This window comes from Haemophilus influenzae (genome assembly GCF_003494325.1).
Taxonomy (GTDB): Bacteria; Pseudomonadota; Gammaproteobacteria; order Enterobacterales; family Pasteurellaceae; genus Haemophilus; species Haemophilus influenzae_I.
Genome location: NZ_QQIK01000002.1, coordinates 280,827 through 302,509, shown reverse-complemented (window position 1 = coordinate 302,509; position 21,683 = coordinate 280,827). Strand labels below are relative to the sequence as shown.

Sequence of the window (21,683 nt, the reverse complement as noted above, 5' to 3'; positions counted from 1 at the left end):
GATGAAAACTAATCAAAACTTGCGTTTTTATTGGCGTAAAACACACAATAAATTAATGTTAGGGCTTTCCTATATTTCAGTAATTATCGGCTTATTTTGGTTGTGTTGGATATTATTCACTCTAATTACCAAAGGCATTCCAGCTTTATCAATTGATTTATTCACACAATCTACCCCTGCCCCTAATGAAAAAGGGGGATTGTTAAATGCACTGATTGGTTCGTTTTTTATTGTCGGTGCGGGTACATTGATAGGCACGCCTATAGGGGTATTGGCAGGAACGTATTTGGCAGAATATGGTCGTTATAGCCGTTTCGCACAAATTACCCGTTTTCTTAATGATATTCTTCTTTCTGCCCCTTCTATTATTATTGGTTTGTTTGTTTACAGCTTATATGTATCAAAAATCGAGCATTTTTCAGGGTGGGCTGGAGCATTCGCATTAGCTTTATTGCTTATTCCTATCGTGGTACGCACTACGGACAATATGTTATTACTTGTACCAAATAATTTACGTGAAGCAGCGGCAGCTCTTGGTTGCTCTCAATGGCAAGTTATTATGATGATTTGTTATCGAGCAGCTAAATCAGGGATTTTAACTGGCGTGCTATTAGCAGTTGCCCGAATTTCAGGAGAAACTGCACCGCTATTATTTACCGCTCTGTCTAATCAATTTCTATCTTGGAATATGAATGAACCTATCGCAAATTTACCTGTAGTTATTTATCAATATGCAGCAAGTCCTTTTACAGATTGGAATAATCTAGCTTGGGCAGGTGCAGCTCTAATAACATTATTTGTGCTTTGCTTAAACATTTTCACTCGACTCTTCTTTCAACATAAAAAATAATGAGGCAATATGATTAGTCTACAAGAAACCAAAATAGCTGTGCAAAATCTAAATTTCTACTATGAGGATTTTCATGCATTAAAAAACATTAATTTACGTATCGCTAAGAATAAAGTGACCGCCTTTATTGGTCCTTCAGGTTGCGGTAAATCTACTTTATTGCGGAGTTTTAATCGGATGTTTGAACTATATCCAAATCAAAAAGCTACTGGTGAAATTAATTTAGACGGTGAAAATTTACTCACAACAAAGATGGATATTTCTCTGATTCGTGCTAAGGTTGGTATGGTTTTCCAAAAACCAACGCCATTTCCAATGTCGATTTATGATAATATTGCATTCGGTGTTCGTTTGTTTGAAAAATTATCAAAAGAAAAGATGAATGAACGAGTAGAATGGGCATTGACTAAGGCCGCTCTTTGGAATGAAGTGAAAGATAAATTACATAAAAGCGGAGATAGTTTATCTGGCGGACAACAGCAACGCTTGTGCATTGCTCGAGGGATTGCTATTAAACCTAGTGTGTTGTTGTTAGATGAACCTTGTTCGGCATTAGATCCTATTTCGACTATGAAAATTGAAGAACTCATTACGGAGTTAAAACAAGATTATACTGTGGTTATAGTAACTCATAATATGCAACAAGCTACACGTTGCTCCGACTATACGGCATTTATGTATTTGGGTGAATTAGTTGAATTTGGTCAAACACAACAAATTTTTGATAGACCCAAGATACAACGTACAGAAGATTATATTCGTGGTAAAATGGGGTAGTTATTCTGAGCTCTCTCTTATTAAAAAGTAAAAGTTTGGTGAGAATGTATTATTTCTCACTTCACTTTTATGCCATAAATCAAATGAAGGAGTATTATGACGAGAAAAATTCTGATAGTTGAAGATGAATGTGCAATCCGTGAAATGATCGCACTGTTTTTATCTCAAAAATACTATGATGTGATTGAAGCGAGCGATTTCAAAACAGCGATAAACAAGATAAAAGAAAATCCTAAACTAATATTATTGGATTGGATGCTACCTGGTCGTTCAGGTATACAATTTATACAGTATATTAAAAAGCAAGAAAGCTATGCTGCGATTCCCATTATTATGCTCACAGCTAAAAGTACAGAAGAAGATTGTATTGCCTGTTTAAATGCAGGGGCTGATGACTACATCACTAAACCCTTTTCACCTCAAATTTTATTAGCTCGCATTGAGGCAGTATGGAGGAGAATTTATGAACAACAAAGTCAATTTATACAAATAGATGAACTTTCCATTGATGAAAATGCTCAGAGAGTGTTTTTCCAACAGCAGGAAATTAATTTAAGTAGTACAGAATTTAAATTGTTACATTTTTTTATGAGGCACCCTGAAAAAGTTTATTCTAGAGAACAATTGTTAAATCGTATTTGGCATAATGATCTAGAAGTTGAATATCGCACTGTTGATAGCTATATTCGCCGTTTACGCCGTAATTTAGCCCCTTTTCAATGTGAACATTACATCCAAACAGTTCGAGGATCTGGTTATCGATTTTCTAGTTATTTACGAGATAAACAATGAAAAAAATATTGAATTTTATTGTTGAAATAAATTTGGCAATCATTATCTCCTTATTTACTTCTGATTTTATTCTTTGGTTTGCAATAATACTTTTATTAATTTTAGCTTGGCATCATATTAATGAATATCGTTTACTCAAATATCTCAATTTAAAGCAAGATAATAAATTCTCTTTATTACAATTAGGAACATTCTCTCAAACTGAAGCCTACCATCGTCATCAAATTTACAAAGAAAAATGTGCAAGTTTACGTTTGTTATCTCAAATAAATAAAAATATTAAGTATTTACCAGATGCAATTATTATCTGTCAGCATAATGGTAATATTTCTTGGTGTAATTCAATTGCACAACAGATGTTTGATTTTTGCTGGAATAAAAAAGTCCAGAAAAATATTTTTGATGTTATTTTTTATGAACAATTTAAACATTATTTTTTCAGTCAAAAAAAAAGACGACCGTTAGTACTATTAACTTATAATCAACGTTATATTGAGGTGCAGTCGCACGCTTATAATTCTCATATGATTTTAGTTATCGCTCGAGATATTACAGATATGATTCATTTACTTAATTCACGCCAAAAATTCTTGAGTAATATTAATCACGAGCTACGTACTCCATTAACCGTATTACAAGGTTACTTAGAAATTCTTGCAGATAATAATATTCAGAACCCTCTACAAAAAAAGGCTATTTTTGCAATGCAAGAGCAAAGCCAACGAATGGAACATCTATTACAACAATTTAATTTTTTAGCAAAAATAGAAACAACTTCAGATAAGGATTTTCGTACATTTGATATGTCAGCCATGATAAATTCTTTAAGAAAAGATACAGATATATTAAATACTTATAATCATCACATTGAATTTATTATTCAGCCTAATATCATTATTTTTGGAAATGAATCTCAACTAAGAAGTGCCGTTTCAAATTTAATTTATAATGCTATTAAGCATTCTGGTAAACAGTGTCATATTCAAATTCAATGGGAAACTTGTGAACAGGGTATTAAATTTAACGTGATAGATAATGGCGTTGGCATATCACCACAGCATATTCCACATTTAACAGAACGTTTTTATAGAGTTGATGAATCTCGTAGCCATTTAACTGGTGGAAGTGGTTTAGGACTAGCTATTGTGAAGCATACTTTATTACAATATCATTCTCATTTAAATATTGAAAGTACTGAAACGAAGGGTAGTAGTTTTTCGTTTATCATACCTAAACGCTTTGTCATATCAAAAAATAATAAAGAAATTCAATGATAATACATGTTGCAAGTATTAGCTGACACGGTAGTAAATAACACATCAGAAAATCGAAAATGGTGGGCTAGTGGAGAGCTTAGATACATAAAAAACACAGTTTGGTAGTTTTTCACCCATCTAAACTTATATTATTTAGATTATGTAGCAGTTGCTAAATCACCTAAATCTTTATCAATCAAGCATAAATCTTTAAATGCTGCAGTACTTTCACACCCATGAATCGAACACTGTAAATAAACGTCATAGTATGGCTCTAAATTAATTTACTCGTTCATCTTATTTGATTAAGTATAACTAATTAAGAGAGGAGAAATAATCTCTTTATAACCTATAATTAAAGTTACTTTGCATTTTTGCAATTTAACATAATATACATTATGCGAAATTAGTTATCGGGTTAGCGGAAACTACGGATTAAATAAATCACAGAGTTATACACAAGTTACAAGTACTAGCAAAACAAGACAAAATAAGGCTAGATAACACGTTGTAACGCGTCATTTTATAGAGTTATTGAACGGATGAGTTTAAATGTAAAGGAAATGTAAAGTGAAATAAGCTTAAATCTATGTGATTACGCTACGTAAAATCTGGAGAATTTCTTGGATATTTTCTTCCCTGAAAAACAACAAAAAAAAGCACGTTTTTATTAAAACGTGCTTTTTGACAAAATGTGACAACGTATCGACTAACCTAGTAATTTTATACCATATTCATATACTTGTTGTAGCAAAGATAGTTTTTCAGAATTATCTGAATGTTCCTCAGCTAAACGTTGTAAACTTGATTCAAACTCTACCGCACTTTTTTCAAGTTTATTCTGTCGGTATTTTTTCCATTTAATTTGTTCAGCGCGTGTGAGGGTTTTATAAAAATGACGAGCGCGATAATGGAACAATAATTCAAGGATACGTTTATCTTCAAAAGCTAAACCATGTTCAGATAATTTTTCTGCAGGTAAACTACGTAAAATAGCCATATTATTTTTATCAGCATTGCTAAAAAAGCCATTGTATAACTCAGTTTCTACATTACCATTCGATGCAAATTGACGTTCTTCATTAAAAATATCCGCCACTTTTTCACGAATATCAAAAGATGCTCGTAATTTTGCAAGATTATCCAAGCATAATTGTCGATCAATACCCAATCGATTTGCTGTTTCTGGTAACAAAGTTTTAGCTGGTGCTAAAATAGGACATTTATTGATATGCACAAGTTTTAACGGAACGGATGAAACTCCCCTTTCTTCTAATTCCAATTTTTTTGTATATAAATCTGCTCGTAATTCATCCGCACTCTTGGCTAATAAATTATCGATATCGCCAGTTAAATCACAAACAATGAGTGCATTTTGATTTGTCGGATGCCAAGCTAAAGGTGCAACCCAAGTGCAATTTCCACGATAATTCCCTAGCATTCCAGAAACATGCACTAAAGGTGTCATTGCGCCTGTATCAATCAATTTTTCGATTTCTTTTTTACCGCGATTTTCAAAGAAATATTGGAATAATTTAGGTTGTTTTTCTTTAATTAATTTCGCCATAGCAATAGTTGCATATACATCCGCCATGGCATCGTGAGCATTTTCATGCTCAATACCATTTGCTTTAGTGAGTTTTTCTAAGCGGAAACTTGGCATTCCATCATCGTCATAAGCCCAATTAATCCCTTCTGGACGCAAGGCATAACAGGCTCGCACTAAATCTAACAAATCCCAGCGTGAATTCCCATTTTTCCAGCTGTATTCATAAGGATCAATAAAATTACGATAAAACGTATAACGCGTCATTTCATCATCATAGCGAATATTGTTATAACCCATGACACAAGTATTGGGTTGGGAAAATTCTGCTAAGATATTTGCGGCGAATTCAGGCTCTGAAAGCCCCTTTTCATTACATTCTTGAGGCGTAATTCCTGTGACCATTACGGCTTCAGGAGCCGGTAAATAATCGTTGGTTTGTTTACAATAAAACATTATTGGTTCGCCAATGATATTAAAATCAGCATCTGTACGAATACCCGCAAATTGCGCAGGGCGATCTGTTGCTGGATTTACACCAAAACTTTCATAATCGTAAATAAAAAAGCTGAAATCTTTTGCCATGACTACTCTCTTTTACGCAATAATTTTATCTAAATAATATAGGCAGAAAATAGCTGATAAACTAAAAATAATACCAATCCAATTTAGCTTGCTAATTTTTTCTTTAAAAACTAATGCGCCAGTTATCGTGCCTAAACAAATCACGCCAATGTTCATTCCAGCGAAAACAAGCGTTGGATTTCCAGCAAAACTTTGATGGGCTTTTATATAGAATAAAATATTAAAGAAATTCAATACACCTAAAACGATGCCGCCAATTACACTTGATGATGTCCATTGCGCACGTTTTAAGAATAAATAGATAAACATAACGCAGGCTGCCAGCGAGAAGGAAATAAATAATGTTGCAGGAAATGCGCCGCCGCTTTTCGCCACTTGTTTGAATAAAATATCAATGATGCCGTAACCAAACCAGACGCCGATTAATCCTAAAACACCTTTAAAATTCACCGCACTTTGCCCTTGAGTTGGCTTAGTTAATAAACAAAATAAACCAATAAAGGCTAATACAACGCCAATGATTTTAGATTGGCTTAGTGTTTCATGAAAAATTAAAAACGCTGCTAAAATGGGAAGAAATAACGAAAGACGTTGCGCTGCATCTGAACGTACAATTCCAGCAAACTCCACCGCTTTTGACATAATAATAAATACGCTAGGTAGCAATAAACCTAGTGCTAAAAAAATGGGTGAATTTTCGCTTTGTGCAATGTAATCAGTAAATTCTAAACCTTTAAAATCAGGTTTAAGTAAGAAATAACTGAAAGTGATGGCTGTAATGTAGTTGAATGCGATAGCTTGTTCAATAATGATATTTTTTTTACGGGCAATTTTAAGCAAAACTGAAACTGCTACGCTGCAAAGAATGGCAAAAATAAGATTGTGCATTTATTAATCCTTAATAGCTTGTTTAATTAAACTCATAATGTATTCAAGATATTGGGTGCTTTCAATGGTGATTTCATAATCTCCATTTCCCCAGTGACCAGTATTAGATACATTTTTTGCTAAATTTTTAGGATCGTCTAACTCTCCATAAGGAAGATTAATCCAAATTTTTAAATTCTTTTGTTGGATACGAATATCTGCAATATTTCGATCTTTTTTGAATGCAATGTAAAGTTTTCTGGTATTAATTTCGATATCAGGATCTAAATTTAAAATGCCTTGTTTAAAATCTTCGTATAGTTCTTGAATAAAATCTGATTTATCACTTAAGTGATCAGATTCTTGATAAACTTTTATTTCTTTTAATATTGAGAATTCTTCTCTCTTTTCATTAGAAACAGCTTTAATATTCGGTGCTGATTTTGATTTATTAATAATATTGAGCGTAATAATATCATTATCAAAACGATTAACTTCCCATAATTCAATAGGTAAATCTTTAAAATTCGTGGCTTGAATTTGGAAATCATTAAAAGCAGGTGAAACAAAAATCACCTTAGATTGTGACCAATCCACATCATTTCTTTTAAGTGGGACTTTTTGCTTTTCATTATATTCCACAATAAAATCAGCTTTATATTCAAGCATCAAATTAAGATAAGAAATCCCTTGATCAACCACACTAGAATTTTGTTGTCTTTTATATTCAATAATGACAAAGGCTTGAGCTTCAGGATCAAAAGCTAAGGTATCAATACGTGAATTTTTAATAGAAAATTCCGAACGAATAAAAATATAGCCACTTAATAAGGTAAGATTTTCTTCAAATAAACGCTGAATATCCTTTTCCAGCTTAAATTTTTGCTGCTTCAGCTGTGATAATTGTCCTTTTTTTGATGTAAAGATTTTCATTATTCCTTCCTTAAAGGCTTAAGTGCGGTCAAAAACACCGAAGTTTTCAACCGCACTTCCCTTCTATTTTTTATTCTGTCGCACCGAATCCGCGTAAACCAACAACGTGTACGTGCTCTTGGTTGCCTGCGATTTTACGCACGAGTTTATAGGTTGTACCTTTTTCCGGGCTAATGTTTTCTGGCGCAGCAATAAGTAACTGCATATCTAAACGTTCGCAAAGTTCGAATAAGGTAGAAATAGATTTACCATCTAAACGTGCTGCTTCATCTAAGAACAACAAGCGACAAGGCACAATATCTTTACCACGAATTCGACGGCTTTCTTCTTCCCAACTTTGAACAACCATTAAGAGAATTGACATACCTGTACCGATAGCCTCACCCGTAGAAAGTGCGCCACTTTCTGCACGTAACCAACCATCAGCACCACGGAATACTTCCACTTCAAGCTCAAGATAATTACGGTAATCTAACAATTCTTCACCAATTGTTTGCGCTGTGCGTTGTCCCATATCAATATGTGGATTGATGCGTTGATAGAGCTTCGCCATAGCTTCAGAGAAGGTGATGCGGTTGTCGTTGAATAAATCTTGATATTCATTTTGCTGACCAGAAAGTGCATCCAGCAACATGGCATGGGTATCACGAATATTCACTACCAAACGAACAGATTTTACCTGACCAAACGCAATGTTTTGTAAGCCTTGGTTGAGCATACGAATACGATTTTGTTCACGCTGAATCGTTTTACGCATAATATTTGCAACACTTTCAGAACTGATCGCCAATTTTTTCTCACGGCCAGTTAATTCAGCCGTTAAACGAGAAAGCTCAATTTCCATTTGTTCAATGGCATCAATTGGATCATCCGTTTTAATAATGTCTTGGCGAATACGTTCACGTAGATGCTGATATACCGCAATAAAGAACCACACTTTATTTTCAGGTTTGCGACTATCTTCCGACACTCTTAGGCTATCACGTAAATATTCATTATCCGCCACTGCTGTACGTAACGCACCTAACGCTTTATCTGACATTGAACGTAATTCATCTGCAGATAAATAAGCGAGCTCTCGACGATTGAGGCGTTTTTCCATATCAGAGTTGCGGGATAAGCGTAAAACCACACACCAACTCACTTTCGCTGCTACAACTAATTCACGTTGAGTTTTGTAATCACGTTCAGTTTTGCGGATTAGACGATTTAAGTTGTCCGCTTCACTTTCAATTAATGTCAGTTGTTTTTCTACATAAGAACGACGCTGACGGCTTGTTGAAAGTTGTTGATGTAATTCATCACGACGGATACGTGCACGTTCTTCAGCACCATCATCAGCTCTCACGCCAAGATCGCTAATTTCACCAATCAATTCATTTAAGAGTTGATATTTACTATCGTAAGAACTTTGTAACTGAATCAATACGCGATTATATTCAGCAAATTGACTTTGTTTTTGACGAACTTGCTCACGTTGTGTATCTCGCTGTGACTGCATTTGTTCTAAACGTTGGCGAAGTTTTTCATTGAGTTCAGAAGTTTCAGCCTGCCCTGCATCTTCATAACCAAAATGCGGTTTACGTTGTACAACATCAGCTAACGCAAATACACGTTGTTGAACTTGTTTTTGACGCTCAATCGCTTGAGTTAATTCATTTTTTAAACCTTCGTAATTTTCTGGATCACTTTGTAAACTATTGGCTATAGGTTCTAATTGTGACAACGTTACGCCATACTGACGAATAAAATATTCATCTTGCTCTGCAATATCTAATTGCTCACGACATTCTTCAATACGATCAATTAAATCTTCATCAGCTAATACATTGAGTTGTGGAATTAACTTGTTGAGTAATTGCAGTTTTTCTTTTGCATTATCTAATTGAATGCGTAATTGTTGTTCGCCGCTATTAAATTGGTTTAATTCACGATCAATTTCATTGCGTTCGCGATTAATTTCAGACATTAACTCTTCTGGATTTGGCTGGAACGCCAGTGCTAAATGTAACCCAACAAATTGGCTGAAATGTTCGTGTAAACGTTGGCATTTTTGTACATCAAACGCAATTTGGGCATGTTGTTCTGCCACTTCATCACGTTCAATTTGTAATTCTTCTAAACGTTTTTCACGTGCTGCACGCCCAAATAATGGAATTTCAGGAAATCTTGAATAGCGTAATTCACGATCTGAAACTTGCACGACAACACCTAGCTCAAGTTCTTGTGCGGATAATACGCTGTCGTCAAATGCGGTAGGATCGCCTTCAATTAAATATAAATCATCGGGGCAATCTTCTAATTGCGCAAGTTGTTCACGCACAGCATTGAGATCACGCACAACAATAGCATGACGCGCAGGCCCATAAAGTGCGGAGAAATAAGGCGCATCTTCAATGGTTACATCATCGTAAAGCTCTGAAAGCAATACCCCACCAAAACGTTCTGCCAACATATTTAAACGAGGATCTTCTGAACCATCTGGCTGACTTAAACGAGAAATTTGTTCATCTAAATGCAAACGTTTTTGTTCAAGTTGATCACGCTGCATCGTGAGTTCACGTTCTTTCACAAGTTGTGATTGCATAAAATTCATCACATCTTGGCTATGTTCAAACCTCTCACCACTTTGTTGTTCTAGACGTTCCAATGCAGCTTGAGCTGTCAGCCATGCTGGCGCTTTACGTGCATTTTCATCATAAAGTGCGGTTAAATTTTCACGTTTTTGACGAAGCGTAGAACGGTTCTCCACTTGTTCTGAAAGTCTTGCTGAAATATCTTCAATTAACGCTTCTTGTTCGGCGTGATAATCCTCTAATTCTTCTGCTGTTTGTAAACTTAAATTAGCACGTTGATTAAAATCATTAAGTAATTTGACCGCACTTTGTTGTTGTGCATAACGTTGCTCAAGTTCATGTAATTTTGTGCGAAGTTGTGGCGTTTGTTGTGCCTGCAATTTTTGGCTTGGATATTCACGTAATAATTCTTTGGCACTTTCCCAGGCTGCAGAACGAGGCATTTCCCCTGCAATTTTGCATACCAATTGATACGCTTTATCGAACTGAGATTTTGCTGCTTCAGAAATAGACATTTTGTGCTCAAGCTCAAGCACGGTTTCCGTTAAACTTTCAGCGTGAGCTTCAAATTCTGCGTGATAATCTTCTACATTTTTAACACTTAAATCCGCTAAACCACATAATGTTTTCGCTTTTTCAAGAGCAGCAATGGCTTGTTGATATTGAAGTGCACGAGTTTGTTGGGCATCTAATGCTTGTTGATAATCTGCTAATTGCGCTCGTACAGCATCAATTTCAATTTCAGTTTGCTCAAATTGGGCTTGGCTTTCTTCTAACGCATCATTCGCATCTTCAACCACTATTTTTTGTTCTTCTAAACGCTCGGTGAGTTCTGCAATATCTTCTTGATAGCGCGTGATTTTTTCTTGGTGACGCAAAGCGTTTAACACTAAGTTAAGATGATCAACCGCACTTTGGTGATCAACTTCTAAAGTACGTTCATTTTCTGCCAATTCAGCCGCTTCTCGACTTAAATCAACTAAACGATGTTGAGATAAATTCTGCTCTGCTTTTGCTTTATACCACTCGCGACGAGATTCTAATGCAGCCTCAATATTGCCACGGCGTTCATTCGCATTACGCATATAATCCGAAGCAACATAATTAGTGGTTTCAGTAATTAAATGTTTAAATAAATTGCGATCTGATTGCGTGACCTTAATCGCTTCTAAAGTCATACGGTTCTCACGCAATGCACTTTCCATATCTTGGAAAGCTTTGCGCACACCTAAATTTTCTGGCAATAAATAATCACGTAAAGAGCGTGTGATTGCACTGGAAATACCACCGTATAAAGACGCTTCGATAAGTTTATAGAATTTGCTTCGGTCTGACGCTGAACGTAAACGTTTCGGAATAATACCTAAATCGAACATCATGCCGTGATAATCGGTGATGGAATGATATTGTTTAAATTGTGCACCGATATTTTCAATTTTATCTTTGAGTTCGTTTAAATTAAGGACGCGCACTTGACGTTCGCCCACGGTTTCTGTGAAAAGTGCGGTTGGATTTTGAGATAATTCGACGCCTTGAATTGAAAACGTTTTTAAATCAACTTTTTTATCACGACCTGCAATTTGCTGCAGACGCACACCGACAAGAATACGTTGATGACGTGAGTTAATGGTATCTAATACCGCGTAACAAACACCTGGACGCAATTTACCATGTAAACCTTTATCGCGAGAACCGCCTGTGGAGCCAGCTTCTGTTGTATTACGGAAATGTAAAAGGGTCAAATCAGGAATTAATGCGGTCACAAATCCAGCCATTGTGGTTGATTTACCTGCACCGTTACCACCAGAAAGCGTGGTAACTAATTCATCTAAATCAAAAGTACGCGCAAAAAAACCATTCCAGTTAATTAAGGTTAAAGAACGGAATTTACCACGCTCTACACCATTGTTTGCCGTCATGCTAAAAGGCATAGGTGCTTCAACGATTTCTTCGACGTTTTCATTTTCCATAATGACTTCATCGCTCTCTAATTCGATTTCATTTTCTAATTCAAAAACATCAGACATTATTCTTGTTCTCCGTCAAATTCTTCGTCAATTTCATCCGCACTTTCTGCATCGTTTTCCATTAATTGTGCTTGTTTTTCCAACGCTAAGGATTCAGGTGTTGCCGCTTCCCCATCACGAATGAGTCGAGCTTGCGCCTCTAATGGATCATCTCCGCTACGCACTTCCGCACCAAAACGAAATACAGATTCAGAAATCGTAAATTTCCCACTATTTTGTTCGCCAACAGTTTGAATCATACCTAAACGACGTAAACGACCAATTGCAGCTCGCACTTTTTCTGCCAATTTTTGTTTATCTAAGTCAGAACCACTTGAACGCTGATTAACTGTTTTTAATAATTTTCCTTCATCAGCAAGATTTAATAATTCATCATATACTTCTTGCGTACTGAAAATGCCCTGTTGAGCTAAACGTTCTGGGCTTAAATAAAGATAACAAAGCACTTTACCAACAAGCATTTCCAGCTCAGAAAGTACTGAACGCGCAATTAATGTCGTTGCTTTCGGACGAAGATAGAAAAATCCTTCTGGAGCACGAATAAGTTCCACGTTATAGCGGCGATAAAATCCATCTAATTCATTTTGGAAATCCATTAAAAAGGCGTGATTATCTAAATGCTCCGTGCTGATATGGCGACCGGAACGTAACAGGCTATCCACCGCTGGAAATATTGGATTTGCAATAGCCACAGCGAGTTTTGGGGAAATTACATCTTGAAGGTTGTCTGTCATAGGTTATTTCTCTATTAAAACTTTATTCAGTTACTTTCTTCGTTAATCATTATTGCCAAATCTTCCCTAGCCCTCTTTGCTAAAGAGGGTTTGGGCATATTTAACAGAAGTAATTCCGTCGAAATTAGCTTTTAAATTATCTTAAAATCAATACTTATCAATCACATGCGCTTGCACTTCTGCGCCACGTTTATTAATTGCTTGCCAAGCTGGATAAATACCCGATAAATCATCATTTGCCATACCAAGACGCACTGCTTGATCAACAATGATTCGAGCCACATCAAAATGACGAGAAAGTGGGTAATTTTCCAGTTGTTCTTTTAACACTAAACTCAAATCAATCGGACGGTTATTTTCACGATAAGCAATCAGTAATCCTTGCATATGCTCTACAATTTGATCGTGTAAATCAGAAAGGGATTCGTATTGCAATTCTTCTGGCAATTCACCTAAAGCATCATCTTCATGCAACACCATTTCTTCATCGCGCAGATCAACTAAACGCTCAGCTTGCGCTGTCCATAAGAACCAAGGATGATCAAAATAATGATGAATAGAATTACGTAAACGTTGTGAGAACACGCGATTTTTATCCATATCAATGGCGGTGCGAATAAATTTATGCACATGGCGATCATAACCAATCCATAAGTCTATGGCTTGTTGTCCCCAACTAATAATTCGGTCAAGTTTAGATTGTAAATCGGTAATTAATTGATCAATAAAATACAAATCATCACGCCCAATCACACAATCTTGAATACGCAATAATTGCGCCTGAAGTTTATCCCCTGCTGCATTTAGCGTATCTTGCAATTCACGTAAATTCCCTGATGTTTCATCTAATAAACGTTCACAGCTAGAAATTGCCGCTTGCCAATCTTTAGTAAGAAGCTCTGCAATTTCATTTTTAATACTTTGCTGATTTTCATCCATGATACGTTGTGAAAGATCGATGCTATCAAAAATCTCTGCAACGGAATATTTTAATGGCGCAAACACATTACGACGCCAATAATGTTCACTTTCATTATTCTCCACGCCTTCTTCCGCAGAATCAGAAGCGCGTTGAATTTCATCTGCCACAATGGAAAGTTGCACTGAAAGACGCAATGCGGAAAATTCACACTGACGAATGTAATAATCAGACACGCCAACACCTAATGGCGTTAAACGATAAATCGCCAAACCTTCAGTAAATTCGCTACTAAAACGATTTAACAAACGTTGTTTCACTAATTCATTAATTGCATTATTCGCTCGTGTTGCAATGGCATCGGTGGATTGCTCAAAAGCATTCATCGTGTGGCGGAAAATATCCACAAGATCAGCTTCTAACATTTCGCCGTCTAAACGTTCGTTGTTATAAATTGCAATCGCCAGCAGGAAAACCAAGCGCTCGGTAGGTAAATTCAAAGAAAACTCGCAATCTTTTGCCCAAGAGACGAGTTCAGGAATAGTTTGGGATGTTTCAATCATTGAATTGCAAAGCGTTAAAATTGAACAAAAAATTGGAAAGATTATACAGGATTTTTTGCGGATCTTAAAAATCTTCTTTTGAATTGACCGCACTTTTCCTATTTTTCACGTATAATGTGCGCCTTTCATTAATAACTAAAGATAACAGAATGAGCGAATTAACCCAGTTAGCCCAACAAGAAAAAAAACAAACCTATAATTTCAATAAATTACAAAAACGTCTTCGCCGTAATGTAGGCAACGCCATTGCGGATTTTGGAATGATCGAAGATGGCGATAAAGTCATGGTGTGTTTATCTGGAGGCAAAGACAGTTATACGCTTCTCGATATTTTATTGAATTTACAGCAAAGTGCACCAATTAAATTTGATATTGTTGCGGTGAACCTAGATCAAAAACAACCAGGTTTTCCAGAACACGTATTGCCTGAATATTTGGAAAGTATTGGCGTAAATTACAAAATTGTACAAGAAAATACTTACGGCATTGTGAAAGAAAAAATTCCAGAAGGAAAAACCACTTGTTCACTCTGCTCTCGCCTACGCCGTGGGATTTTATATCGTACTGCCACAGAACTTGGTGCAACCAAAATCGCTTTAGGGCACCACCGAGACGACATGTTAGCGACACTATTTTTAAATATGTTTTATGGCGGCAAAATGAAATCCATGCCACCTAAATTAATTTCTGACGATGGCAAACAAATTGTGATTCGTCCGCTTACTTACTGCAAAGAAAAAGACATTGAAAAATATGCTATCGCGAAAGAATTTCCGATTATTCCTTGTAATCTATGTGGCTCACAACCAAATCTTCAACGCCAAGTTGTAAAAGAAATGCTTAATACTTGGGATCACCAATACCCAGGACGCTTAGAAACTATGTTCAGCGCAATGCAAAACATTACATTGTCACATATGTGTGATCCAAAATTATTTGATTTCAAAGGAATCAAACACGGACAAATGATTAATGGCATTGAAGGCGATACCGCATTTGATGAAGAACAAATCACGCCAATGCAATTTGAGGACGAAGATCAAACTGATTTTTCAAACAACGAAATGATTAACTTTAAAGAAGTAAATTAATATGTTGAATATCAATGGAATTGAAGTTGAAACTGACAAAGACGGTTATTTGCTTAATAGCCAACAATGGAACGAAGATGTCGCTCGCTCTATTGCACAGCTGGAAAGTATCGAATTAACAGATGCCCATTGGGAAGTGATTTACTTTGTACGAGACTTTTATCAAGAATATAACACCTCCCCTGCCATCCGAATGTTGGTAAAAGCCATGGCTGAAAAACTGGGTGCAGATAAAGGTAACAGTCGTTATTTGCAACGCTTATTTCCTGAAGGCCCTGCAAAACAAGCTACAAAATTAGCAGGTTTGCCGAAACCTGCAAAATGCCTATAAAAGTGCGGTCAATTTTTTAAAAGTTTTAAACGCTTAGTTTATTTACGACTTGTTTTTTGTAAGATAAAACACAGGCTCTTTTAAACCCTAACTAACAAGGAAATGTTATGAAAATTAGTGCAAGAAACCAACTAAAAGGTAAAGTTGTTTCAATCGAAAACGGTTCAGTAAATGCAATCGTTCACATCGATATCGGTGGCGGTAACGTGCTTTCTTCAACTGTGTCTTTAGCCGCAGTTAAAGAATTAAACTTAGAAGTTGATAAAGAAGCATACGCAATCATCAAAGCAACTTCTGTAATGGTTGGGGTAGAATAATTTCTTCCATAAAACAGAATTGAATATAACCGCACTTTTAAAAGTGCGGTTTTTTTATTTCTTTGATACCTATTTTAAGTCGAATTCCCCTTGTATTCATAAATTTTAAAAATATAATGATAATCATTCTTATTTCTATCTTTTATTTTAGGGAACTATACTATGTATCAAAAAAAGCCATTAATGTTGTTATTCTGCTCAACATTTGTCAGTCCATTTATTATGGGGCAAACTGTTGAAACAACCAACAACCAACAACCAACAACCAACAACCAACAACCAACAACCAACAAAAATATATTGCCCGAAATTGTTGTTTATGGCGACAATAATAAATCGCTTTCTTCCGTTAAAACTCTTTCTTCTGATGAGATAAGTAAAACGCCTACATCAAACGGTAACATCACTGATTATCTTCGTTCCAATCCCCATATTCGTTATGAAAATAGCGACCAAAATGGTTTTCAACGTGGTGAAATCAAGCCTGAAAATATTTCAATTAACGGCGCCGATCCAAATCAAACCGCCTACTTTGTTGATAATGTCAATATAAATAATGATCTTGCTATTGATAGCAGTATTTTTGACGGTGCTATGCAAGTTGTGCCAGGAATTAGTCATACTCAAGCTTATTTTTTTGATGCAACTATGCTTTCTAAAGTGGAAGTACAAGATAGTAATATTTCTGCTAGCTTAGGTGGCTTTATGGGTGGTGCCGTTATCGCTAAAACGAAACAATATAGTGGCACTGATAGCATAAAACTTAAATATCGCACGACAAATTCCTCTTGGGCAAAAATGGAAGCTGGAGACTCAGTACAAAAAATACTGAAGTTGGTACGTCCAGATGATATCGGAGTGGCAGAGTTACAACCTAAATACAATAAACAAACATTCAATATTTTGGCTGAAAAAAGACTAAATGATAATTTAGGAATGGTTTTTGGCTATAGCCGTAGAACATCATCTATTGAACAAAATCGTTTGATTGGTTACAAAACAGCAACCACAGAAGCACAACTAGATAAGCAAAATCATCAACGACTTTCCGATAATCTTTTATTAAATTTCAATTGGACACCACAAGAAAAAGAACGTATTGAACTCGGTTTACGTTATTCAAATTATAAAGAATTGAAATATTTCAAGGAAAATATAGGTAACAATGTAAGCGATTATCATCAAGCATTGGGGACAACACTAGCTTGGGTGCATTCATTTGACTCTGGCGTTTGGACAAATACCTTAGCATACGATCGTTTTAAAGATAAGCGTAAATCATCCTCAAATAATGTTGAAACAACATCGGTGTTAGATGAAGATGGTGAGTCACTGTATAATTTCGAAAAAGGCGGATATGGCAATAGCCGTTTAACCCAAGATAATTTGCATTTTTCTACTGAATATGTGATGGATCCTTTTAATTTAGGTTCTACCGAGCATTCTATTTCTATTGGAAGCATTTATCAGGCAACAAAATATCAATTCTATCGTCCACAAGATGTTCACCAAAAAGTAACCCTAATTATGCTTGATAAAAACGGAAACCTTATAACAAAAACTCCATTACCAAATAGCACAACATCAAAAGGTCGTGTAAAAACCACCTATCAGAATATCGTGGCTTATGCTGAAGATTTAATTAAATGGAATAAATTTGAATTGCGTCCTGGTATTCGCATTGAACGTGATGATTATTTAAAAAATAATAATATCGCCCCGCGCTTTGTTGCACGTTATCACCCTTGGGATGATACAGGATTTACACTAGGTTTAAATCGTTATTACGGTCGTTCTTTTGCTTCTTTAAAATTAGCCAATAGAATCTTAAAGATTAACGATGATTCAACACGTCAGCATCAAAACTTTTCATCCCTTAAAACGCCTTATGCAGATGAATTAAGCTTAAGCTTTGATCAGAATATAGGTAATTTAGCACTGAAACTCGGTTATATTCATCGTGATAATAAGAATCGTATTATGTTGAAGAAAGAAGCGACAAAAAGTTTTTATATTAATGGGCGTCCATTCGGTGTTGATATTTATACTTTCCAACTCAATAACATTGAACCTTGGAAATTAGGTAAAACTTATTGGACAACATCACTCGGTTTTGATTGGCTAAATACAAAACGAGCTGATGGCGAAGAATTTGATCTGAATAAACGTGTTTTTTTAGATGGTAAATTAATGACTTATCGTGAAATGTTACGACAAGTTAATAGTAACACGGAAGATTGGATTGCTCGTCTAGGTATTGATATGACGATACCAGATTACGATATTACTTGGTCAAATAAAGTGTATATGAAAGCACCAATTCGTCGTTATGATCCAATTAATGAAAATAATGATGACGACAATGCTCCTCCACGCTATCGTAGCTATCACTATGGCAGACATACACAATGGGATAGTAGCATTCGTTGGCAACCCACCATTCGTGGTAAACATAGTGTCTATTTGCAAGTAGATATTTTAAATGTACTCAATAAAACACGTAAAAATAAAGTCACTACTATTTCCATTAGCGATGAATACGGTGTTTATACGCCTGGGCGTGAATTTTGGCTAGAAGTTGGCTATCAATTCTAATTATCTTCAATGTATAGGGCTTGTGGGCTTTTGAAATATCCACCAGCCCTACTCTACACTCGTTTTACTTAGCGTAGAGTTTTCTTTTTTCTAGGTAAAAATAATGAAAAAAACAACCGCACTTTTTTTACTTATCTTTTCACTAATTGCTTGTCAATCCTTGGAACTATCGCCCAATAGTGATTTACCTTTTGATCCAAATATTCAGCACGGTAAACTATCAAATGGTTTGCAATACTTTGTATTAAAAAATACTGAACCCAAAGAACGCGTTTATATTCGATTAGTAATTAATGCAGGCTCAATGCACGAAGATGACGATCAAAAAGGCATTGCTCATTTAGTTGAACATATGGCATTTAATGGCTCAAAGAAATATCCAGAAAATCAAATTATTAATACGTTAGAAAAACTTGGAATGAAATTTGCACGAGATATTAATGCTTTCACCGATTTTGAAAATACAGTCTATACTTTAAATTTAGATAGCAACAATCAGCAAAAATTAGAATTGGCGTTTGATGTCATCAATGAATGGATGAATAATATTACTTTTTTACCTAAAGATGTGGATGGCGAACGTGGCGTAGTACAAGAAGAATGGCGGAGACGTTTAAGCCCAATGCTACGTATTGGCAATAAGAAAAGTGCTATTGAAATGGCGGGTTCTCGTTATGTATTGCGTGATCCAATTGGAGATATGGATATTATTAAAACAATTTCAGCTAAACGCGTCGCTGATTTTTACCACAAATGGTATCGACCAGATAATATGTCAGTAATTATTGTAGGCGATATTGATACAAAACAAGTAGTAAAACTATTAAAACAAAACCTATCCCAAGAAAACCCAATTACTAAAACAACATTGGAAAAAATTGATTTTAATATTCCTCTTATCAACAAATGGCGATTAGATTCTATTTCTGAACAAGGCACAACAATTCCGAGTATTGAATTAAGTTTTTTTGAAAATACAATTGAAACCAATACATTAGCGAGTTATAAACAAGAATTAATTCAGCAAATTACCACTCGATTACTTAACTTACGTTTACAGCAATGGGAAAAGGAAACAGAAAATGGCGTAGATTCTGCAAATTTTTATCGTACTCATTTAGGTAAAGAAACGCTACAAAGCATTTTTTCTCTCCAGCTTATAGATACACAATATTCAAAAACGATAGATAAATTATTTGCCTTTATTGCCAGTATAAAACAACAAGGTTTTACCCAAAATGAATTAAACGGCGAGATTAAACGCTTAACTCAACTCAATGAAAAACAATTAAATATTCGTTCTGGTAGTTTAAAAATTGCCGATGATCTCATTACTTCTGTGGCAAATAAGCAAGTGGTATTGAGCGTAAATGATCGTTATGAACTCAATAAACGTTTTTTATCTCAAATTACATTAGCTGATTTACAACGCACGTTAAATCAAACCTTAGCATTAAAAGCAAAATTACTATTAATCACTCAACCTTTGCCACAAAAAGCCTTGCCTTTTGATGTAGCAGAAATAGAAACTCGTTGGAACAATGCAATGAAAATGCAACAACATCAATGGGATGAAAAAAAACAACTCGAAAAATTACCGCACTTAACATTTAACACAGGCTCACTTTCTCAAGAAAAATACTGGGATCGTGGCGATATTTATGAATTTCGTTTAAGTAATGGAAGTAAATTGATCTACCACTATAGTGACAAAACTCCAAATCAAGTACATTTTCGTGCTGTTACTCAAGGTGGTTTACGTTCTATCCCAGATAAGGACTATCACTTATTGCGTGCTGCCGTTAGTGTAGTTGATGAAACAGGTGTTGGAGAACTTTCTCTTTCTGCGGTTAATCAAATTTTTTCGCGTGATCCATTGGTAATTGCAACTGTGATTGATGATGATAAACAAGGTTTTACTGGTGTATCTAAACCTAAAGATTTGGAAAATTTACTGACATTGTTCCGCTTAAAATTACGCTCATCCCCTATATCCAATCTTGCCTTAGAAAAATATCGACGTGAAACCCGTGATTATTTCAAACAGATTGATTTAGAAACACAATTTATGCAAGCCGTTTCAAAACTACGCTTTCCAAATATTGAAACTGTCTATACTCAAAAACAAGCACAGCAATTAGCATTTGATAAAAACCAATTAAGTAACGCTTATCAACGTTATATTTTAAATAAAACAGATTTTACCTATTTTATTATTGGCGATATTGAACTTAATCAAGTAAAGAAATTGGCGGAACGTTATTTAGCTTCTGTTGAATCAAAAACTCAGATACGTCATTTTGTCCCAACTATTATTCATACACCAACTCAATCATTTATTATGAATGGCTTGAAAGAACCGAGAGCTGATGTAGAAATATACCTTACCGCAGATAATACTTGGCGAGCGGAACAAAAATATTTATTCAATATTCTTTCAGATATTGTGCAAGAAAAATTACGCTTAATTCTACGTGAAAAAGTTTCAGGTGTTTATTCTGTAAATAGTTGGTTTATGCAAGATGTTCATACACCACAAATTGAGGGAAAAATTGAATTTAGTTGCGATCCTCACCGTGTAGAGGAACTTACGCATCTTACAAATCAGGTGCTAGATGATATTGTAAAAAATGGCATTGATGAAAATTTATTACGTAAAAAACTAGCGGAACAACATACTCAGATTCGACGTGAATTTGATTCTTTAGTTTCAGTTGCTTCGATTATTGAAGAAAGTTACTGGCAACAAGATAATCCAGATGCTATTTACACCTATCAACATTTAGATCAGTTAGCGATAAAAGCCACAATAGATGCGTTGGCGCAAAAAGCCCTAAAAAAATCAGGCAGATTTGTCAGCATATTAAAAGCAGCTTCTTATTAGAAAATAAATGAAATCTCAATAGATCTGAAACAGATAAAAA

Annotated in this window: 15 protein-coding genes; 9 read left to right on the top strand and 6 right to left on the bottom strand. The window is 35.2% G+C overall.

Annotation, left to right across the window (positions count from 1 at the left end; translation table 11 throughout):
* Nucleotide 1: 1 nt before the first annotated feature.
* The 4 genes from pstA (at nucleotide 2) to phoR (ending at nucleotide 3,693) form a co-directional block, all read left to right on the top strand.
* The gene (pstA, locus tag DV356_RS04610; protein ID WP_005650601.1) at nucleotides 2-850 is read left to right on the top strand and encodes a phosphate ABC transporter permease PstA; all 849 of its coding nucleotides are present in this window, start codon (nucleotides 2-4) and stop codon (nucleotides 848-850) included.
* A gap of 9 nt (nucleotides 851-859) precedes the next feature.
* Nucleotides 860-1,627, top strand: coding sequence for a phosphate ABC transporter ATP-binding protein PstB (gene pstB, locus DV356_RS04605; RefSeq protein WP_005650603.1), 768 nt, complete (start codon nucleotides 860-862; stop codon nucleotides 1,625-1,627).
* Nucleotides 1,628-1,723: 96 nt separating this feature from the next.
* Entirely contained in the window at nucleotides 1,724-2,419 is a 696-nt protein-coding gene (phoB, locus tag DV356_RS04600) for a phosphate regulon transcriptional regulator PhoB (protein ID WP_005650606.1), read from the top strand.
* Nucleotides 2,416-3,693, top strand: coding sequence for a phosphate regulon sensor histidine kinase PhoR (gene phoR, locus DV356_RS04595; RefSeq protein WP_011961930.1), 1,278 nt, complete (start codon nucleotides 2,416-2,418; stop codon nucleotides 3,691-3,693). The genes phoB and phoR overlap by 4 nt, the downstream gene beginning before the upstream one ends.
* A 691-nt stretch (nucleotides 3,694-4,384) precedes the next feature.
* On the opposite strand, the gene sbcB is transcribed toward phoR, so the two are convergent.
* The 6 genes from sbcB to mukF form a co-directional block, all read right to left on the bottom strand.
* The gene (gene sbcB / locus DV356_RS04590; RefSeq protein WP_118806596.1) at nucleotides 4,385-5,806 is read right to left on the bottom strand and encodes an exodeoxyribonuclease I; all 1,422 of its coding nucleotides are present in this window, start codon (nucleotides 5,804-5,806) and stop codon (nucleotides 4,385-4,387) included.
* A gap of 12 nt (nucleotides 5,807-5,818) precedes the next feature.
* Nucleotides 5,819-6,694 (bottom strand): EamA/RhaT family transporter, encoded by an 876-nt coding sequence (locus DV356_RS04585; protein ID WP_116961865.1) that lies wholly within the window; start codon nucleotides 6,692-6,694, stop codon nucleotides 5,819-5,821.
* A gap of 3 nt (nucleotides 6,695-6,697) precedes the next feature.
* Nucleotides 6,698-7,606: a DUF5655 domain-containing protein gene (locus tag DV356_RS04580; protein WP_110431874.1), complete on the bottom strand. Its 909-nt coding sequence runs from the start codon at nucleotides 7,604-7,606 to the stop codon at nucleotides 6,698-6,700.
* A 70-nt stretch (nucleotides 7,607-7,676) separates the two neighbouring features.
* A complete protein-coding gene (gene mukB, locus DV356_RS04575; protein ID WP_118806595.1) occupies nucleotides 7,677-12,209 on the bottom strand; it encodes a chromosome partition protein MukB in 4,533 nt (1,510 codons plus the stop codon).
* Nucleotides 12,209-12,943, bottom strand: coding sequence for a chromosome partition protein MukE (gene mukE / locus DV356_RS04570; RefSeq protein ID WP_118806594.1), 735 nt, complete (start codon nucleotides 12,941-12,943; stop codon nucleotides 12,209-12,211). The genes mukB and mukE overlap by 1 nt, the downstream gene beginning before the upstream one ends.
* A gap of 147 nt (nucleotides 12,944-13,090) precedes the next feature.
* Nucleotides 13,091-14,425: a chromosome partition protein MukF gene (mukF, locus tag DV356_RS04565; RefSeq protein ID WP_118806593.1), complete on the bottom strand. Its 1,335-nt coding sequence runs from the start codon at nucleotides 14,423-14,425 to the stop codon at nucleotides 13,091-13,093.
* 149 nt (nucleotides 14,426-14,574) lie between these two features.
* Between mukF and ttcA the strand changes: the two genes are divergently transcribed.
* The 5 genes from ttcA to DV356_RS04540 all read left to right on the top strand — a co-directional run bounded on the left by ttcA (nucleotide 14,575) and on the right by DV356_RS04540 (nucleotide 21,643).
* Entirely contained in the window at nucleotides 14,575-15,516 is a 942-nt protein-coding gene (gene ttcA, locus DV356_RS04560) for a tRNA 2-thiocytidine(32) synthetase TtcA (protein WP_118806592.1), read from the top strand.
* Between the two features lies 1 nt (nucleotide 15,517).
* The gene (locus tag DV356_RS04555; RefSeq protein ID WP_038441149.1) at nucleotides 15,518-15,847 is read left to right on the top strand and encodes a TusE/DsrC/DsvC family sulfur relay protein; all 330 of its coding nucleotides are present in this window, start codon (nucleotides 15,518-15,520) and stop codon (nucleotides 15,845-15,847) included.
* A gap of 107 nt (nucleotides 15,848-15,954) precedes the next feature.
* A complete protein-coding gene (locus DV356_RS04550; protein WP_118806591.1) occupies nucleotides 15,955-16,164 on the top strand; it encodes a TOBE domain-containing protein in 210 nt (69 codons plus the stop codon).
* A 162-nt stretch (nucleotides 16,165-16,326) separates the two neighbouring features.
* Complete coding sequence (locus DV356_RS04545) at nucleotides 16,327-18,759, top strand: TonB-dependent receptor plug domain-containing protein (protein ID WP_118806590.1); 2,433 nt, start codon at nucleotides 16,327-16,329, stop codon at nucleotides 18,757-18,759.
* Between the two features lie 103 nt (nucleotides 18,760-18,862).
* Nucleotides 18,863-21,643, top strand: coding sequence for a M16 family metallopeptidase (locus tag DV356_RS04540; RefSeq protein WP_118806589.1), 2,781 nt, complete (start codon nucleotides 18,863-18,865; stop codon nucleotides 21,641-21,643).
* The last annotated feature ends 40 nt before the right edge of the window (nucleotides 21,644-21,683 follow it).

Coding starts and splice junctions, on each gene's coding strand:
- DV356_RS04555 (WP_038441149.1), top strand. CDS start 15,518: ATGTTGAATATCAATGGAATTGAAGTTGAAACTGACAAAGACGGTTAT.
- mukF (WP_118806593.1), bottom strand. CDS start 14,425: ATGATTGAAACATCCCAAACTATTCCTGAACTCGTCTCTTGGGCAAAA.
- DV356_RS04585 (WP_116961865.1), bottom strand. CDS start 6,694: ATGCACAATCTTATTTTTGCCATTCTTTGCAGCGTAGCAGTTTCAGTT.
- DV356_RS04550 (WP_118806591.1), top strand. CDS start 15,955: ATGAAAATTAGTGCAAGAAACCAACTAAAAGGTAAAGTTGTTTCAATC.
- DV356_RS04540 (WP_118806589.1), top strand. CDS start 18,863: ATGAAAAAAACAACCGCACTTTTTTTACTTATCTTTTCACTAATTGCT.
- pstB (WP_005650603.1), top strand. CDS start 860: ATGATTAGTCTACAAGAAACCAAAATAGCTGTGCAAAATCTAAATTTC.
- phoR (WP_011961930.1), top strand. CDS start 2,416: ATGAAAAAAATATTGAATTTTATTGTTGAAATAAATTTGGCAATCATT.
- DV356_RS04545 (WP_118806590.1), top strand. CDS start 16,327: ATGTATCAAAAAAAGCCATTAATGTTGTTATTCTGCTCAACATTTGTC.
- pstA (WP_005650601.1), top strand. CDS start 2: ATGAAAACTAATCAAAACTTGCGTTTTTATTGGCGTAAAACACACAAT.
- sbcB (WP_118806596.1), bottom strand. CDS start 5,806: ATGGCAAAAGATTTCAGCTTTTTTATTTACGATTATGAAAGTTTTGGT.
- DV356_RS04580 (WP_110431874.1), bottom strand. CDS start 7,606: ATGAAAATCTTTACATCAAAAAAAGGACAATTATCACAGCTGAAGCAG.
- ttcA (WP_118806592.1), top strand. CDS start 14,575: ATGAGCGAATTAACCCAGTTAGCCCAACAAGAAAAAAAACAAACCTAT.
- mukE (WP_118806594.1), bottom strand. CDS start 12,943: ATGACAGACAACCTTCAAGATGTAATTTCCCCAAAACTCGCTGTGGCT.
- phoB (WP_005650606.1), top strand. CDS start 1,724: ATGACGAGAAAAATTCTGATAGTTGAAGATGAATGTGCAATCCGTGAA.
- mukB (WP_118806595.1), bottom strand. CDS start 12,209: ATGTCTGATGTTTTTGAATTAGAAAATGAAATCGAATTAGAGAGCGAT.